Below are 1,935 nucleotides of genomic sequence, written 5' to 3'. Positions count from 1 at the left end.
CTAGTGCTGTGACCGCAAAGGTTCACCGGCCTGGGGCGTATCTCTTCCTTTGGCTGAGTAGACGTTCAGGAGCACTCGCGCAAGGGAACCGTCGCAGGAACGCAGCGCGTCACACGCCGGCGGATGAGCTTTGTCGTCGGGAGAGGGATAGCCTGCGTCGCTCTCGGTCGATCTCGGTGACGACCACCGTGATCTCGTCGCCGACCTGGACGACATCTGCTGGAGTCTCCACCAGGGTCCAGGCGAGCTCGCGCAGGTGAACGAGTCCCTCGATCCCGTCGGCGACCTGGACGAAGACGCCGAACGGGATCAGCTTGGTGACCTGGCCAGGCAGTTTCCGCCCCACCACGATGGTGTCGGCGAATACCTGAAAGGGGTCCGGCTGTGTGGCTTTCAAGGACAGTCTGGCCTCCAGGTTCCACGTGTCGAACTGGAGAAACTCGCAGGAGACGCGCTGCCCGACCTGGACGACATCGGAGGCTGCCTCGAAGCGTCGCCAGGACAGTTCAGCGAAGGAGATGAACCCGACGCCAGGGAAGACCGGATGGTCGGGTCCGTCGTCCAGCCCCACGAACACACCGAACCGTTCGATCGCTGTGACGGTGCCGGAAAGGAACTCGCCGCGGTGCAGTGACTCCAGGAACGCCCAGAGTTCTGGGCTCTCAGACGGTCCACCCATCATGCTCCCAGCCTTTCACGAGGAGCTTCGCATTGGGTAGGAACCACGCTCACGCTGCGGTCTTGAGGGGACGTCCGCCCCAGCGAATGCCCTTCTCGCTGCGGATGCGGGCGCGTTCCTTGCGTTCGGCGGCCAGGACGTCACGGTGGCGGGCGTTGGCGTTGCGCCAGCGCAGGTAGGCGTGCAGAGCCCGTGTCTGAACGGTGTGGTTGGGGTGGTGGGAGTTGGCGATGGTGAACTGCCGCAGCGGTCCGAAGTGGGCCTCGATCGGATTCGCCCATGATGCATAGGTCGGGGTGAAGCACAGCTCGACCTTTTTCTTCTCCGCCCAGCGACGGATGTCGGCGCCTTTGTGGGCGGACAGGTTGTCCAGAATCACGTAGATCGGGGCACCGTCGAGCCGGGCGGCACGGATCGACTTCAGCGCGGCCAGCGTGTTGGCAGCACCCTTTCTGCGGCGGTTGACGCCCCACAGGGTGTCGTCGCCGACCGAATAGCAGCCGTGGAAGTACCGCACGCCGTGGGTGCGGTGGTAGGTGGCGGGCAGCCGGTCGGGGCGCTTCTGCTCGGCCCAGCCCAAGCCCGCGGTGGGACGGATCCCGAGCGGGCCGAACTCGTCGAAGGCGAAGACCCGGTCGGGGAAGCGGTCGAGGACCTCCTCGATCCGGTCCAGCTTCGCCTCGCGGTCGGGGTCCGGGGATTCCTTCCACGTCTTGGTCCGCTGGAAGGTCACGCCGCGGCGGGCGAGCAGGCAGCGTAACGCCTCGCGGCCGATCCGAATCCCGCGGCCGTGGACTTTGCGCAGGTAGGCGACGAGCTTGCGCAAGGACCAGCGGGTGAAGGGCTGGCCGAGCTTGGTCGGGCGAGTGGTGGCCGTATGGACGACGAAGTCTTCGTCATCGGTGCTGAGTTGGCGGGGACGGCCTCCCGCCCACCGAGGGTCCAGGCAGGCCAGGCCGATCTCGTTGAAGCGGTGGATCACGTCCCGGACGGTGTCCTCGTCGGCCTGCACCAGCTGGGCGATCACGGGCACCCGGTTCCCGCCGGCCGAGGCCAACAGCATCATCGCGCGCCGGTAGCGAACCGAGTTGGTGCTGCCCCGGCGCACGATCTGCTGCAGTTTCTGCCCTTCCTGGTCGGTCAGTCTGCGCACACGGACAGGCTCGGCCACCGCACCTCCAGCGGTCGGAACGGACGTCCCCCCATCCAACCGCCGCGATCACCAAACCGGCCAACCTATGCGGTCAGAGCACTAG

2 protein-coding genes are annotated in these 1,935 nt (G+C 66.5%); both read right to left on the bottom strand.

The window, feature by feature from the left end; translation table 11 throughout:
* Positions 1–109: 109 nt before the first annotated feature.
* Positions 110–682 carry a S1 RNA-binding domain-containing protein gene (locus tag ACWGO0_RS37340; protein ID WP_453544879.1) on the bottom strand — a complete coding sequence of 191 codons (573 nt, stop codon included), beginning with the start codon at positions 680–682 and terminating at the stop codon, positions 110–112.
* A 46-nt stretch (positions 683–728) separates the two neighbouring features.
* A complete protein-coding gene (locus tag ACWGO0_RS37335) occupies positions 729–1,850 on the bottom strand; it encodes an IS630 family transposase (RefSeq protein WP_453544878.1) in 1,122 nt (373 codons plus the stop codon).
* Between the last annotated feature and the right edge of the window lie 85 nt (positions 1,851–1,935).

This window comes from Streptomyces sp. NPDC055749 (assembly GCF_053617235.1).
The sequence above is the reverse complement of the archived record's forward strand: the minus strand, read 5'-3'. Positions and strand labels throughout refer to the sequence as shown.